We start from the raw sequence: 14246 nt of genomic DNA, 5'->3' as shown, positions 1-14246 counted from the left end.
GGGTCAGCAGACGGGCAGACCCGAGTCGCGCTCGTCGTTGCCTCCGCCGACCAGGAAGATCTCGCTCATGTAGACGGAGGGGGCCATGCCCACGGCGGGCGTCTTGATCCACCAGGTGTGCCAGTAGGGCCCGTACGTGGCCCTCCCGCCCTTGACCTGGCAGATCGCCCGGATGAACCCGTCGTCGGGCGACCACCCGGCGACCGGCGAGTCCATGGTGGGCGCCGCCCTCATATTGACCTTGGAGCCCCACATCGGGCACTTGTACTGGCCGGGGTAGCCGGGGTACGGGGTGCACGGCGCCGAGTCGGCGGCGTGCGCGGGCGTCGCGGTGAGGCCGGGGGTGAGGACGGCGGCGACGGCCAGTGCGGCGGCCGCCACCGTCCTCGTTCCGGCGCGGAGGCCGGTCACGGGCACGTCGGAACCCCCGGCAGCCAGGCGTCCTTGTGGTCGATGTAGATGTTGGACACGTAGCCGCCGAACGCCGGGATGTGCGCCCAGGCGTCGTTGCTGTAGCCCTCCGCGTTGACCAGGTCGCCGCGCTTCTGGCAGTCCACGTACACGGGGGTCGGACCGCTGAGGGTGCGGACGACGGCCGCGTTCAGCCGGACGTCGGCGCGGACCCGGACACCGGTGCCCCACGTGGTGAAGTTGGTGCCGGGGGTGCCGCCGCCGCCCGGGGTGCAGGGCAGGCCCACTCCGCGGGCGCGCAGGTAGGCGACCGGGTCCATGCCGCGGGTGCTGGAGGTGGAGCTGTGCGCCTCGAAGTGGAGGTGGGGTCCGGTGGACTGGCCCTCGGAGCCCATGCGGGCGATGTGGGTGCCGCCGTTCACCCGGTCGTTGACGCGGACCAGGCGCTCGTACATGTGGCCGTACTCGGTGACCGTGCCGTCGTCGTGGCGGATGCGGATCCACTGGCCGTAGCCGCTGGCGGGGCCGGAGGCGATGACGGTGCCGGGGCCGGTGGAGTAGATCGGCGTGCCGCGGGTGTTGGCGATGTCGACGCCGTCGTGGCCGGAGTGGTAGCCCTGCGTGACGCGGCCGGCCGCGGGGCAGGAGGCGGTGTACGCGGCGGCCTTGGCGGGCGCGGCCTCGGCGGGCGCGGCCTGCGCGGTGACCGCGGTGAGCGGGATCAGCGCGGCCGCGGTGGCGGTCGCCGCCAGTACGCGGACGGACGTGCGGTGGTTCAGTGGCATGACGAAGTCTCCTCCGTACGGGAATCGGGATGTCGTGGAACAGCGGGACGCCGGTGGCGCGACGCGGACGGCGGGACGCGGACCGGTCGGTGCGAACGTGTCGGTGCTCAGGGGCCGGTGGGCGGCCTCAGCACGCGGGGACGCCGGGCAGCCAGGCCGCCTTGTCGTCGATGTAGATGTTGGAGATCCACGCCTTGTACGCCGGCAGGTAGGACCAGACGTCGTTGCGGTAGCCCTCGGCCTCGACCATCTCGCCGTGTGCCTGGCACAGCACGTCCACGGCCGTGGGGCCGGAAAGCCGGGTCACGGGCGGCTTCTTGGTGTTCGGCTCGGGCCGCAGGGCCACTCCGGTGCCCCAGGTCACGAAGCGCTTGGAGTTCGCCGGCGGCCGTTCGCCGCCGGTGACGCGCAGCGCTCCCGCGTACTGGGCGTTGAGCCGTACGTCGCTGACCATCACGAGCGTTCCGGACTCCCGGGCCTCGACCATCTTGCCGTTGCCGAGGTAGATGGCGATGTGGTGCACGGACTTGAGGTTGCCGGGGTCGGACGCCCACAGGAGCAGGTCGCCGGGCTGGAGCGGGGCGAGGCCCTGGGCGCGGGTGAAGCGCGCGGTGGCGCCGCTCCACTGGGCCTGGTTCCAGGAGCCCTCCGGCAGGAGGATGCCGGCGCCCTGCCAGGCCGCGTACTGGACGAGGTGCGAGCAGTCGAAGCCCTTCACCTTGCTGTCGTGCGCACCGGGGCCGCCGCCCGGATAGTCCTGGCCGTACGTCGGGCCGTGGATGGAGCCGCCGCCCCAGGAGTACGGCACGCCGATCTGCGAGCAGGCGGCGTTGACGACGGCCTGGGCCTGCGCGGGCGCGGCGGCCAGCGGACGGCAGTCGGCGGCCGCCGCCGCGGGCGCCGCTCCGGCGGCCCGCGGAGCGGCGGTGGCTGCCGGGGCTCCGGCGGTGCTCAGGGCAGTGGCCAGGAGCAGTCCTCCGGCCGCCGAGGCCAGCGTGCGGTTCTTCCAACGCATGTGTGTGTTCCCCCTGGTGCGAGTGGTGGTGCTGGACGCGGGCCCTGCGGACGCGGCGGTGGTCAGGCCGCCGCGGTGCGGGGGACGGAGGCGGGCATGGGGTCCGCACCGCCGTCGCTCTTCGTGGAGGGGACGGGTCCCGGTGCCGTCCCGTATGAGCCGAGGGCGGCCCGGATCTTGGCGTGGCCGCGCATGCGGTTGCGCTGCACGGTTCCCCGGTGCGCGCCGAGGCGTTCGGCCGCGCCGTCGTGGGTGAGGCCTTCGAGGTCGACGAGGATGACGGCCGCCGCCTCCTTCGGCGACAGGCCGCGCAGGAGGTCGATCGCGGCGGCCTCCGCCTCGCGCGAGGCGAGCCCGCCGTCCCAGCTCTCCTCGGGCAGCCGGTCGGTGCACCGCTCCCGGCGCGAGGGGTGCAGCCAGGAGTCGCGCAGCAGGTTCATCGCGGCCGCGCAGGTGTACGCGTACGGGTGCCGCTGGTGGGCGAGCGTGTGGGAGCGGGCACGGCGCGAGAGGCGCAGATACGTCTCCTGGAGCAGGTCGTCCGCGTCGTGCGGGTTGCCGGTGAGGGCCAGCAGGCGGCGGCGGAGCCGGGGCATCGCGGCCGTGAACGCCGCGTCGAACTCGGCGGGTGTCATGCCGTGGGCGTGGTCCTGGTGCTGCGCGTGGGTGTGGGTGTGGGTGTGGGTCTGGACGTGGGTGTGGCTTTCGGTGGTGCGGATGATGTGCACGTGCGTTCCCCCGGTGGTCATTGCGGTGTGCTTCTCGCAGGTCGTGACGGAGGCGGAGGCCGCCCTGCCGATGGTCGGTCGGTCAGGAGCGGTCGCCGGACGGGAGTGCGGCGGGCCCGTAGCGGGCGGCCGGCCGGCCGCCGAGCAGGGCCCAGTAGCGGTCCCCGTAGGACCAGTGCCACCACTCGGTGGGGTAGTTGACGAACCCGGCGGCGGTCATCGCCCGGCCCATCAGCTCCCGGTGGGTGCGGGCCTCATCGGTGATGTTGGCGGCCGCGGTGCGGCAGCCGCCGGCGCTCTCCTCCGGGGTGGCGTTGACCTCCGTGCCGAGCGGCAGTTCGACGCCGTCCCCGGTGCACAGGGTCAGGTCCACGGCGCCGCCGCTGACGTGCGGGGCGACTTCCGGCGGGGAGATGTAGGCACTGGTCAGTTCCCGTATCCGGGCGGGGGTCGCGTCCGGGTGGGCGGCCCGCATGACGGCGGCGTACTCCTCGAAGTACCGCTGCTGGAGGGCGGGCGGGCGGAAGCCCTCCACCACCAGCAGGCGGATCCCGGCGGGCAGGTGCCGCTGGGCGAGGAGCAGCCGGCGTGCCACGTCGGCGCGTACGTGGGCGTACGAGCCGTCGTCGTCGGCCTGCCGCGCGTCGACGAGGAGCCCTCCGGTCCGCCGCAGGTCGACCAGGTCCTCACCCGTGTCGGCCACGCCGGTCTCGGCGACCCTCCGGTCCGAGAGCAGGATGATCTCTGTCACGCCTTCAGCGTGCCGGGGGGCTCTGCAGAACCGCTGCAGATCTTCTGCATCCTCTGCAGAACCCCTGCGGAGCGCTCGGCAGATGCCTGCAGAGCGCTCGGTCAGCCGGGCGGCGTCGTCTCCCCCGTCGTCTCTCCTGTCATCTCCTCCGCCTCGCGGCTGCCGAGCGCGCGGAACGTCTCCAGCGCCTCGGTCCGGGCGTCGCGGGCCGCGACGTCGTCGCCGCGTCCGGCCGCCGCGGTGCCCAGGTCCCGTACCGTACGGGCCCGCCACAGCGGCAGCCCGAGCCGGTCCCACAGGGCGAGGGCCTCGCGCAGGACCTCCGCCGCCCCGTCCCAGTCCGCCTCGGCGAGCCGCACCTCGCCCAGCGAGCGCAAAACCAGCGCCTCGCCGAACACGTCGCGGGCCTCCCGGGTGACCTCCAGGCACGGTTCGAGGCGTTCCCGTGCCTCGCCGAGCAGGCCCTGGCGCAACTGCACCTTGGCCAGGGACTGGTTCGCGTACATCGTGCCGAACGCGTCCTCGGTCTCGTCGAAGATGCGCAGGGCATCGCGCAGGAGCCGTTCGGCCTCCGGGAGCCGCCCCTGGGCGCGGTGGCACAGGGCGAGCGAGCGGAGGGTCAGGCCCTCGCCCTGCCGGTCCCCCGCCGCCCGGTACAGCTCCAGCGCCCTGGTCAGCGCCTCCCACGCCGCGTCGTACCGGCCGCGGTCGCGGTGTACGGCGCCGATGCCGTAGTGCAGGTGCGCCACGGCCGCGCGGTCGGCGCCGGTGCCGGTGCCCTCGCCGGTGGGTGTCCCGGTCGCGCCGTACAGCGTGAGGGTGGCCTCCAGCAGCTCCAGCGCCTCGGTGAAGCGGCCCTGTTCGCGGCGTGCGTTGCCCATGCCGGCGAGGGCGGCGGCCCGGCCGCGCGCCACGCCGGTGTCGTCGAACAGGCGCAGGGCGTCCTTGAAGTAGGCGTGGGCGTCCTCGAAGCGGTCCTGCTCCAGGCGGAGCTGGCCGAGGCCGTGGAGGAGCCAGGCCTCGCCCTCGGCGTCACCGCTGCGCCGTACGGCGGCCAGCGCGACGGTGTGGGAACGGGACCAGGCGTCGAACCGGTTGTAGAGGGCGGCCGAACTCGCTATCAGGACGGCGGCCAGTTCCCGTGCCGCCCTGGGCAGGCCGTGGTCGGCGCAGTGGCTCACGGCGGCGACCAGGCAGGGCTGCTCGGCCGCGAACCAGGCGGCGGGCCTGCGCAGCAGCTCCTCCTCCGGGAACGGGTCGGGCTCGGCCGCGGCGCCCGACCCGCGGTCCTCGGGGAGCAGGCGGGACGCCCCGCCGGGGCCGCGCGCCGCCGCGGTCCTCGCCAGCGCCAGCCACCGGTCCACGAGCCGCAGCACGGCGGCCTCGCGTTCCTCGGGAGTCTCGTCCGAAAGACAGCGCTCCCGGGCGTGCTCCCGCGCCAGGTCGTGGATGCGATAGCGGGTCTGGCCGGTCTCGTCGACCCCGACGAGGTCCACGAAGTGGCAGTCCACGAGGGATTCGACGGCCTCCTCGGCGTCGTCGGGCGGGACGTCGAGCAGCGGCGCGGCCACCCAGGCGGCGAAGTCGGGCAGTTCGAGCAGGGCCAGTCTGCGCAGTGCGCGCCGCTGCCGCTCGCCCAGCTCCGCGTACCCCATCTGCAGGCTGGCGCGCAGCTCCAGGTCGCCGGCCTGGAGTTCGTCGAGGCGGCGGTGGGCGTCGCGGAGGCGGGCGGCGAGGCGGGCGGGGGTCCAGTGCGGGCGTGCGGCGAGCCGGGCCCCGGCGATCCGTACGGCCAGCGGCAGCCGGCCGCACAGGGCGACGATCTCGGCGGTCTGGTGGGGTTCGGCGCCGGCCCGCTCCGGTCCGGCGACCTTCGTCAGCAGGGCGACCGCCTCGTGCTCGGCGGGGGCGGTGAGGTCCAGGTGGGCGGCTCCTTCGAGGGCGACGAGCCGCCTGCGGCTGGTGATCAGGACGGCCGAGCCGGGCCCGGGCGGGAGGAGGGGCCGCAGCGGGGCCTCGCCGACGGCGTTGTCGAGGACGAGCAGTATCCGCCGGCGGGCGATGTGGCTGCGGTAGAGCCCGAGCAGGTCCTCCGGTCCGCCGGTGAGGGTGTCGGGGTCGACGCCGAGGGCCCGCAGCAGCCGGGCGAGGGCGTCGGCCGTACCGACGGGCGTGGCGTCCGAGGCCCGCAGGTCCAGGAACAGCTGCCCGTCGGGGAAGAGCGCGGAGAGGCGGTGGCCGATGTGGACGGCGAGCGCGGTCTTGCCCACGCCCGAGCGCCCCGAGATCACGCCGAGGGGCGCGGCGGTGCGCGCCGGGTCGGCGACGCTGCCGAGCAGGGCGGTCGCCCAGGCGATCTCCTTGTCCCGGCCGACGAAGTCGGCGACGTCGGGCGGGAGGTGGCACGGCATGGGGTGCCGGGCGGCGTCGGGGTCCGGTGCGCCGCGGGCGGTCTGGCGCGGCACCGTTCCCGCGGACGGCGGGCCGGAGGGGCCTGCCGGACGGGGTGCGGGGGTGGTGGCCGGGTGGAGGGGCGGGCTCTGCCCGGACCGGTGGGCCGGCCGGGACCCGCTCGGCGGGGCCGTGTTCACGGGGGCGGACTCCACCGGGGTGCCCAGCACGGAGGTGTCCCCGGTCAACAGGGCCTGGTGGAGGGCGCGCAGCTCGGGGCCCGGGTCGATGCCCAGTTCGGACCGGAGCAGGTCGCGGCCCTCCTGGTAGACGCGCAGGGCGTCGGGCACCCGGCCGGTGCGGAAGAGGGCGGTCATCAGCTGGCCGCGCGGCCGCTCCCGCAGCGGGTCGGCCGCGACGTGCGCGTACAGCTCGGCGACGATCTCGGCGCGGCAGCCGAGCGTCAGCTCGGCGGCGAACCGGGCCTCCAGCGCGGTGCGACGCAGTTCGGCCAGGCGCGCCGCCTCGATCCTGGCGAAGGCCTGGCCGAGCCCTTCCAGCGCCTCCTGCCCGCGCCACAGGGTCATCGCGTCGCGCAGGACGTCCACGGCCTCGGCGGGGCGCCCCTCGGAGGCCGCGCGTCTGCCTCGGGCGAGGGCCCGCTCGAAGCGGTGGGCGTCGATGAGGTCGCGCGGCAGCTCCGCGACGTATCCGGGCGAGCGCGTGCCGATCGCGGTGGCGCCCCCGTCGGCCGCCGCGAGCGCCCGGCGCAGCGCGGACACGTGGGAGGCGACGAGCGCCCTGGCGGTGACGGGTGCCTGTTCCTCCCAGACCAGGTCCACGAGGCGGTCGGTGGAGAGCACCTCCCCCGGATGAATGACGAGTGCCGCGAGGATCGCGGTCGGTTTCGCTCCGTTCAAGGGGATCCGGCGGTCCCCGTCCCACACCTCGGCAGGGCCGAGCAGGCGCACTTCTAGCATCGTCCCCCGAGTCCCTGGTCAGTGAGCCTCGTACGGTGCAGACGATACCGGTGGGCTGTGACAGGGCACGACTTCCACCGGACCGCCCTGTCCGGGTTCGGCGGTCCGGTGGTGTGCGCCGCGGCGTGCATGCGGTGGTATTCGGCCGGTGGTGACCTCGCATTCGGGCGGGGAGCGCTGTCCGTCTTCGTGTGGGCGACGGAATCCGGGGTGCGGCCGTATGACTGATGCCGGGACGGATGTTGGCGTGAATGCTTCGTGCGGCGGGCCCGGCGGACTCATATGGGGAGCGGGCGAGTTCCGTCGCTCCGGCGACAGCGTTCGATTTCCCCCCGATCACGCCGAGGAGTCCGGATGACCACCGAGCGAACGACCGCCCAGCGGGCGACGACGAAGCGCACGACCCGGCTGCGCCGGATGGCCGTGGCGGGCGCGGCGGCCGCGGGAGCTGCCGCGTCCCTGGTCGGCGCGGCCCCCGCCCAGGCCGCCGCGGACGCGACGCGGGTGTACGTGTGGGCGACCGGCGTGAACATGCGCGCGTGCGCCTCGTACCAGTGCCCGCCGTACGACAACGTGAAGGTCAGCAGGATGTACGTCACCGCGTTCTGCCAGAACAAGGGCGACGACGTGCGGGACGGGAACTACGCGAACAACTGGTGGCTGCTGGTGGACGCCGGCGGCCCGAAGGGCTGGATCAGCGCGGTCTACGTCAGGGGCGGCCGCAACTGGGAGCCGATCCCGGGGGTCTCGCAGGACTTCGACGACTGCCGCTGAGCCCGCCGGGCGGCTGTGGCCCGCCACCGCGGCGGGCCACAGCGGGGGCCAGGGCCTAGAAGAACTCGTCGAGCAGCTGGTAGAAGGCCATCTTGTCCTTGTCGACGTGCTGCGCCCCGTACCGTTCGAGGAACCGCTCGGCGTACTCCGGGCCGAACCAGGGGTCCTCGTCGATCTCCAGCTCGCGGGCGGCGAGGGCGAGGTCGGCGTGGCGGTCGGCGCGGCCGAGGCGGCCCACGTCGATCACTCCGGTGACCCGGCAGGTCTCCGGGTCGAGCAGCACGTTGTTCGGGCAGAGGTCCCCGTGGCAGACGACCGTGTCCTCCTTCTCGGGCCGGGTGCGGTCGAGTTCGGCGAGGAGCCGTTCGCCGGACCAGCCCTCGCGCTCCTCCTGGAGGTCGTCGAGGTCGACGAGTCCCTCGCGCACGTTGTGCCGGGCCTCCGCCACGGTCACGGTGAGGCCGCGGTCGAAGGGGCACGCGTCGACGGGCAGGTCGTGCAGGGCGCGGGCGAGGTCCGCCATGGCCTCGACGACGGCGAGGCGCTGGTGCTCCGGCCACTCCTCGGCGGCCGAGACGCCCGGGACGGCCTCGGTGACGAGCCAGGCGGAGGTGTCGTCCCCGCCGCGCTCGACGATGCGGGGGACGGGAATGCCGTGGCGGGCCAGCCATTCCAGCCGGTCGGCCTCGCCCGCGAGGTCGAAGGCGGCGTTTTCCGGGGTGCGCGGGGCGACTTTCGCATAAAGCTCGGGCTGGTGTCCGGTGAGGTGATAAACGAAGGCGCCCGAATCTCCTTCGTTCACGGCGGTCCATTCGTGGTGCGGGTATTTCCGGCGCAACGTGCTGTCCATGGTCGGCATCATGGCAGAGGGCCCTCAATTCGCCCCGCCCCTTTGACACTTCCTGAACGGTTTCGGACAGGGGCGGCGGGCGGCTTCACCGGGGGCCTCCCGCGGAGGCGCGTGCCGTTTCCGCGTCGGCGGCGAACTCCCGTACGCACGGGGAGGTGTACGCCTCGGCGAGCTGCAGCAGGAAGCGGGTCTCGGTGGCGAGGTCCGTGGTGTGCCGGCCGGCGGTGACGACCTCGCGGGTCGGATCGGGGCGGGCGCCGCCGAGCTTGGCGGCGCGGGCCCTGGTCAGGAGGCACGCGGTCACGAACGCGTCGGTGCGCTCGGCGGGGACGCCGCAGCGGCGCACATGGGCGCGGGCGTCATCGGAAACGGCCGGATCCGCGTAGTGGCCGAGGGCGAGGATGGCGTCGCGTATCTCGATGACCTTCCGGTAGGCGATCAGGCGCCAGGAGACCTGCGGCTGGAGGAACGCCAGGAGGCGGGAGCGGGACACGGACAGGGCGACGTGGGGCACGGCGTCCACGAGGTGCCGCCACAGCGGCCAGATGCGCCAGATGGTGTGCGCGTGGCCGAGCGCGCGGCGCAGTTCGAGCATCGTGGGCACGAGGAGCGCGGCGGCGCGCAGCACGGCGTGCCCGCTCAGCAGGAGGCAGAGCGTGGTGCCGGGGCGGGAGTCGACGACGAGGAGGACGAGGGTGCCGATCCAGAACAGGCCGGCCAGGGCGGTGCCCCAGCCGAAGAGCATGAGGCCGAGGTTGAGGGACCGGTGGGGGCCGCGCCGGCCGTAGGCCCAGCAGACCCGGACGCAGGCGGCGTTGGCCACGACGTGGAGGGTGACGAGGAGGAGCCAGTAGGCGGCGGAGGGGGCGCGGGCGAGCGTGAACGGCGGCCCGTGGCTCCCCGGGGGTACGGCGCCGAGCCCGGCCAGCGCGAGGAGCGCGGCCATCATGGCGGCGGTGGTCAGGACGATGGTGCCGGTGTGGCGGCGGCCGCTGGTGGCGTAGGCGGCGAAGTGCAGGACGGCGCCGGCCGACACCACGCCGGCCTGGTTCTTGGCGATGGCGACGGACCGGGCGGAGCCGGTCAGCTGGGTGACGTACTGGCAGACGGGCTCCAGGTGCAGGGTCATCGCGACGGCGGCGGACGCGACGGCGAGCCACAGTCCGCGCTGGTGCGGGTGGCGCAGTGCCGGGAGGGCCCGCAGCAGGACGGCCCCCCAGAGCAGGCAGAGGCCGGTGGCGTCCAGGGCGAGGCCCCATGCTCCGGGTAAGTCACAGCTCATGGTCGGTGCTCACCCCGAGGGCCGCGCGCAGTTTGCCGTAGGGGTCCGACGGCTGGCCGTGACCGGCGCCCGCCTCTCCGGTGCGGATCAGTGTCGCCAGCATCTCGGCCTCCTGCTCCTGGCGGGTGGAGTAGTTGGTACGGGCGAGGATGCGGCGGACCAGGCGGGGGCTGAGGTCGGCGAGGAGGCCACCGGGCGGGCCGGCGTCGGCGGTGGCGTGGTGGTTGAAGAGCATGTGGCCGATCTCGTGCAGCACGATGTGCTCCTGGTGGGAACGGGCGGTGCGCTGCTCGTAGAAGATGTGGTCGTCGGTGTCGGTGGCGATCCACAATCCGCACGCGCCCGAGGCGGCGGCCTGGAGGGGCAGCGGGTGGAGGTGGAGGGGACGCCTGCGGTGCGCGGAGAGATGTGCGCACAGCGTCTCGATGGCGAAGGGTTGGGGCAGGGCGAGCTGGCCCAGCAGCGGTCGACAGCGTCGGCGCAGCCTGGCGATCCTGTACGACATTCGGTGTGTACCGTTCGGCCTTCCTCGGACGGCGTTGAGGGCGTGGAGAGCACGGACCGTCCACCGAAGCCCGCTCCGCCGGGGTGCCGGACGACGGCACGGCGGCATGGCCGCGGGACCGCACGACGACGTGGGGTGGCGCGGCGGCACGACGGCATGGCGGTGTGGCACGCATGACGGCATGGCCGGTCCACCGGGTCGTACGGGGGCGCCGGAGGTGTCTTCCGGGCACGACGGATCACCGGTCGGGCCGTCCGGCGGTTCGGGTGTCGAAGCGCGGGCGGGCCGGTCGGCGTGTCGTGCCGGATCGCGTGGGCGCGTCCCGTGGCGGGGAATCGCGGCTGGATGCGGACGAGCAGCAGGCGGTGGCCGTGGATCAGATCCGGCCGGACGGCCGGTGTGGCGTCACCACTCCGCTACGAAGAAAGAGGAAACGGTTCTTCGTCGCCCCGGAATACCCGTGGGGCGATACATGGCGGGCCGTTCGGACGGCGTCACTCCGCGGCCCGGCCCCTTGTTGTGAGAAAAAATGACAGCCTCCCCATGCTTGGTGCCCCCGCGGCACCAGCGGCCATATTCCAGTAGCCCCCGCTGTTGTTCCGCCCCGTTTTTCCGTAGCCCCCCGGCTACGTCGTGCTTCCGGACGTTCCGGTTCGGCCGCCGTCCGGTGCGGCCTTGTGGTCGTGGTCGTCGACGGACGCGAGGTTCTGCACCCTGCGGGCCTCGTTGACCATGATGAGCAGGGCGTCCAGGCTCTCCGCGGAGAGGCCCTCGGCCCGTAGGGCGAGGTTGCGCACCCGGGCGTCGCGCAGCGCCGTGGCCAGCTTGAGCTGCGAGTTGACCCGCTCGGCCGTCTCCTCGTTGAGGAAGTACTCGGGCGGCACCCCGAAGAACTCGGCCAGCACGTCCAGCTGCTCCAGCGTGACGTTGCGCTTCTTGCCCGTCGCGAGCTCCCACAGGTAGGTGCCGGAGATGGCACCGCCGGTGGTCTCGCGGATCTCCTTGGCCAGCCGGGCGTAGCCCGGTCGTTTGCGCTCGTCCGGGTAGAGGGCGGCGATCAATTCGCCCAGCCGCTGGTCGAACTTCCGCAGGAGCGGCCGCTCGTGCGACTCAGGTGCCGATCCACTGCCCGCCATGCACGTCTCTCCCTTCCGTTCCGGCTTCGCCCCGGACCTCCGCCCGCTCTAGCGGACAGCGCTCACCCGGCCATCAAACAACTATCAGCCATGGTTGACAAGTTGATGTGATGCCAGCGTACGATCATGCGCAGCTTCATCCGCTTTAGCGAACAGAACCCGCCCGGGGACCGCCGGGCACTCCTGACCACGGAGGTTCGGCACGATGAAGGCTCTGCTGTTCGAGGCCCCCGAGCGGGCCCTGCTCATCCACCGGGAGGTACCGGATCCGGCCCCCGGCGAGGCGCTGGTCCGGATCGCCTACAACTCCGTCTGCGGCAGCGACCTCTCCTTCTACAAGGGGGTCTGGCACGGCTTCACCTACCCCGTGGTGCCCGGCCACGAGTGGAGCGGCACCGTCGTGGACGTCAACGGCCCGCAGGGGGCCGAACTGATCGGCACCAACGTGGTGGGCGATCTGACCTGCTCGTGCGGGACCTGCGCGCACTGCGCGGCCGGCACACCCACGCTCTGCGAGGACCTCCAGGAGCTGGGCTTCACCCGGGACGGCGCCTGCGCCGAGTACATGACCATCCCGGTCGCCAACCTCAAACGGCTCCCGGACACGCTCCCGCTGCGCGCCGCCTGCCAGGTCGAGCCGCTCGCGGTGGCACTCAACGCCGTGGACCGGCTGAACGTCACGGCCGGCGAGAAGGTGGCCGTCATGGGCGCCGGCGGCATCGGGCTGCTGCTCGCCCAGGCCGTGCGGCTGCGCGGCGGCACCGTCACCGCGGTCGCCGAGCCGGTGCCCGAGCGGCGGGCCGCGGCCCTCGCCATGGGCGTCCCGGCGGCGGTGCCCGGACAGCCGGGCGACCTCGTGGAGTTCCTCCGCAAGAACCCGGGGGCCGTGCCCGACGTCGTCCTGGAGGCCTCCGGCTACCCGACCGCCGTGCAGGAGGCCGTCGAGGCCGTCCGCCCCGGCGGACGCGTCGGCCTGGTCGGCTACCGCATCGAGGAGTCGGCCGCGATGGCGCCGCACCACATCGTGCTGAAGGTCCTCACCATCCAGGCGTCCATGGGCCCCGGCACCCGCTTCGACGAGGCCATCGGCGTCCTGGCGTCCGGCGCCGTCGACGTCGACGCGCTGCTCAGCCACGAGTTCGCGCTGGACGACCACGCCAAGGCACTCGACGTCGCCCTGCGCCGCGCCGACGGCAACACCCGCTCGTACTTCAACCTCCGGGCCTGAACGCCGGTGCACGCCCCGGCGGTTCCACCCTCCCGCCCCTCATCCGCACATCCCCGGCATGACGTCAGGAAGGAAGGTCCCATGGTTTCCCGGTTGGCAGTGAAGGGCGGCGACGCCATACGCACACGTCCCTGGCCCGCCTGGCCGCAGCCCGCGCCCGGTGTGCCCGGCGCGGTCGCGGAGGTCCTCGGCTCGGGCCGGTGGTCGATCAGCGGCCCGTACCGCGGCGCGGACTCCTACGAGCGCCGCTTCGCCCGCGCGTTCGCCGCCTACCACGACGTACCGCACTGCGTGCCCGCCGCGAGCGGCACCGCGAGCCTGATGCTGGCCCTGGAGGCCTGCGGCGTCGGCGCCGGCGACGAGGTGATCGTCCCGGGCCTGTCGTGGGTCGCCTCCGGCTCCACCGTCCTGGGCGTCAACGCCGTCCCCGTCTTCTGCGACGTCGACCCCGCGACGCTGTGCCTCGACCCCGACGCGGTCGAGGCCCTCATCACCGAGCGCACCCGGGCCATCGTGGTCGTCCACCTCTACTCGGCCGTCGCCGACATGGACGCGCTCCGCCGGATCGCCGAGCGCCACGGACTGCCGCTCGTCGAGGACTGCGCCCAGGCCCACGGTGCGGCCTACCGGGGCGTCAAGGTGGGCGCGCTGGCCACCGCCGGCACCTTCAGCATGCAGCACAGCAAGGTGCTCACCAGCGGCGAGGGCGGCGCGGTCATCACCCGCGACGCCGACTTCGCCCGGCGCGTCGAGCACCTGCGGGCCGACGGCCGCTGCCTGACCACCACCCCGCCCGCACCCGGCGCCATGGAACTCGTCGAGACCGGCGAGCTGATGGGCAGCAACCGGTGCCTCTCCGAGTTCCAGGCCGCCATCCTCACCGAGCAGCTCACCACCCTCGACGAGCAGAACGAGCGGCGCCGCGCGAACGCCCTGCTCCTCGACCGGCACCTCGGCGAACTCGGCCTGCGCCCGCAGGCCACGTCCGAGGGCACCACCTCGCGCACCTACTACACGTACGCGGTCCGCCTCCCCGACGGCGAGCTGGAGCACACCGCCATCGGCGAGATCACCGGCGCGCTCAGCGCCGAACTGGGCTTCTCGGTCCTGCCCTCGTACGCCCCGATCCCGGCCAACAAGCTGTACGCGCCGCACACCCGCCGGCGCTACACCGTGAGCCTGGCGCACGAGGAGCGCATCGACCCCAAGCGGTTCTCGCTGCCGGTGTGCGAGGACACCGCCCGGCGGACCGTGACCCTGCACCACGCCGCCCTGCTGGGCGACGCAGACGACATGGGCGACATCGCCGCGGCCTTCGCCAAGGTCCTGCGGCACGGCGCCGAACTGGCCCATTGACCCCGCAGGCACCCCGCCGCGCCCCAGCCCCGCGAACCGCCGGAGGATCGGGAA

General features: G+C 73.8%; 13 protein-coding genes. 3 read left to right on the top strand and 10 right to left on the bottom strand.

Annotated elements, in window-relative coordinates; genetic code table 11:
• Positions 1-3: 3 nt before the first annotated feature.
• From ABEB09_RS31620 to ABEB09_RS31595, 6 genes are all read right to left on the bottom strand, one after another.
• Positions 4-411 (bottom strand): hypothetical protein, encoded by a 408-nt coding sequence (locus tag ABEB09_RS31620; RefSeq protein WP_345693339.1) that lies wholly within the window; start codon positions 409-411, stop codon positions 4-6.
• Positions 408-1196, bottom strand: coding sequence for a M23 family metallopeptidase (locus ABEB09_RS31615; RefSeq protein ID WP_345693338.1), 789 nt, complete (start codon positions 1194-1196; stop codon positions 408-410). Before ABEB09_RS31615 ends, ABEB09_RS31620 begins: the two co-directional genes overlap by 4 nt.
• A 127-nt stretch (positions 1197-1323) precedes the next feature.
• Positions 1324-2211, bottom strand: a complete 888-nt coding sequence (locus tag ABEB09_RS31610) for a C40 family peptidase (protein ID WP_345693337.1) — start codon at positions 2209-2211, stop codon at positions 1324-1326.
• A 62-nt stretch (positions 2212-2273) separates the two neighbouring features.
• Complete coding sequence (locus ABEB09_RS31605) at positions 2274-2960, bottom strand: RNA polymerase sigma factor (protein ID WP_380841162.1); 687 nt, start codon at positions 2958-2960, stop codon at positions 2274-2276.
• A gap of 61 nt (positions 2961-3021) precedes the next feature.
• Entirely contained in the window at positions 3022-3690 is a 669-nt protein-coding gene (locus ABEB09_RS31600; RefSeq protein ID WP_345693336.1) for a M15 family metallopeptidase, read from the bottom strand.
• Between the two features lie 101 nt (positions 3691-3791).
• Entirely contained in the window at positions 3792-7061 is a 3270-nt protein-coding gene (locus ABEB09_RS31595) for an AfsR/SARP family transcriptional regulator (protein ID WP_345693335.1), read from the bottom strand.
• Positions 7062-7415: 354 nt separating this feature from the next.
• On the opposite strand from ABEB09_RS31595, the gene ABEB09_RS31590 reads away from it, so the two are divergent.
• Positions 7416-7835 (top strand): hypothetical protein, encoded by a 420-nt coding sequence (locus tag ABEB09_RS31590; RefSeq protein ID WP_345693334.1) that lies wholly within the window; start codon positions 7416-7418, stop codon positions 7833-7835.
• Positions 7836-7890: 55 nt separating this feature from the next.
• Here ABEB09_RS31590 and ABEB09_RS31585 read toward each other — a convergent pair whose 3' ends face one another.
• The 4 genes from ABEB09_RS31585 to ABEB09_RS31570 form a co-directional block, all read right to left on the bottom strand.
• Positions 7891-8694 (bottom strand): APH(3')-V family aminoglycoside O-phosphotransferase, encoded by an 804-nt coding sequence (locus ABEB09_RS31585; protein ID WP_380841202.1) that lies wholly within the window; start codon positions 8692-8694, stop codon positions 7891-7893.
• 76 nt (positions 8695-8770) lie between these two features.
• The gene (locus tag ABEB09_RS31580) at positions 8771-9967 is read right to left on the bottom strand and encodes an MAB_1171c family putative transporter (RefSeq protein WP_345693332.1); all 1197 of its coding nucleotides are present in this window, start codon (positions 9965-9967) and stop codon (positions 8771-8773) included.
• A complete protein-coding gene (locus ABEB09_RS31575; protein WP_345693331.1) occupies positions 9957-10472 on the bottom strand; it encodes a hypothetical protein in 516 nt (171 codons plus the stop codon). The genes ABEB09_RS31580 and ABEB09_RS31575 overlap by 11 nt, the downstream gene beginning before the upstream one ends.
• 626 nt (positions 10473-11098) lie before the next feature.
• Entirely contained in the window at positions 11099-11608 is a 510-nt protein-coding gene (locus ABEB09_RS31570; RefSeq protein ID WP_345693330.1) for a hypothetical protein, read from the bottom strand.
• 205 nt (positions 11609-11813) lie between these two features.
• On the opposite strand from ABEB09_RS31570, the gene ABEB09_RS31565 reads away from it, so the two are divergent.
• The gene (locus ABEB09_RS31565) at positions 11814-12836 is read left to right on the top strand and encodes a zinc-dependent alcohol dehydrogenase (RefSeq protein ID WP_345693329.1); all 1023 of its coding nucleotides are present in this window, start codon (positions 11814-11816) and stop codon (positions 12834-12836) included.
• Positions 12837-12917: 81 nt separating this feature from the next.
• Complete coding sequence (locus ABEB09_RS31560) at positions 12918-14192, top strand: DegT/DnrJ/EryC1/StrS aminotransferase family protein (protein WP_345693328.1); 1275 nt, start codon at positions 12918-12920, stop codon at positions 14190-14192.
• The last annotated feature ends 54 nt before the right edge of the window (positions 14193-14246 follow it).

It is taken from the genome of Streptomyces coeruleoprunus (genome assembly GCF_039542925.1).
GTDB lineage: Bacteria > Actinomycetota > Actinomycetes > Streptomycetales > Streptomycetaceae > Streptomyces > Streptomyces coeruleoprunus.
Note: the sequence above shows the minus strand (reverse complement) of the source record. Positions and strands in the feature narration are given on the sequence as shown.